The sequence below is a fragment of the Psychrobacter sp. DAB_AL32B genome, from assembly GCF_002224105.1.
GTDB lineage: Bacteria > Pseudomonadota > Gammaproteobacteria > Pseudomonadales > Moraxellaceae > Psychrobacter.
This window is the reverse complement of record NZ_NEXU01000151.1, coordinates 1-510: the sequence shown is the minus strand read 5'-3', so window position 1 is coordinate 510 and position 510 is coordinate 1. Positions and strand designations below refer to the sequence as shown.

Annotated in this window: 1 protein-coding gene; it reads left to right on the top strand. The window is 46.9% G+C overall.

The window, feature by feature from the left end; genetic code table 11:
• Positions 1-432, top strand: a 432-nt coding sequence (locus CAN34_RS13760; RefSeq protein ID WP_254423203.1) for an EF-Tu/IF-2/RF-3 family GTPase, incomplete at its 5' end; no start/stop codon positions are given.
• Between the last annotated feature and the right edge of the window lie 78 nt (positions 433-510).

Below are 510 nucleotides of genomic sequence, written 5' to 3'. Positions count from 1 at the left end.
CAAAAAACCACCTGTACTGGTGTAGAGATGTTCCGTAAACTGCTTGACGAAGGTCGTGCAGGCGAAAACTGTGGCGTACTACTACGTGGTACTAAGCGTGAAGACGTCCAACGTGGCCAAGTACTTGCTAAGCCAGGTTCTATCACCCCGCACACCAAGTTTGACGCTGAAGTATATGTATTGTCAAAAGAAGAGGGTGGTCGTCACACACCATTCCTAAACGGCTATCGTCCACAGTTCTACTTCCGTACCACTGACGTAACTGGCGCAATCCAATTACAAGACGGTACTGAAATGGTTATGCCTGGTGATAACGTTGAGATGGGCGTAGAGCTTATCCACCCAATCGCTATGGACAAAGGTCTTCGCTTCGCTATTCGTGAAGGCGGCCGTACTGTAGGCGCTGGTGTTGTTGCTACTGTATTGAACTAAGATTGAAACATCAGAGCAATCTGATGCTTAGTTTATGTTAAGTAGTTAGTTAAAAGCCGTTCTCTTTGTTGAGAGCGG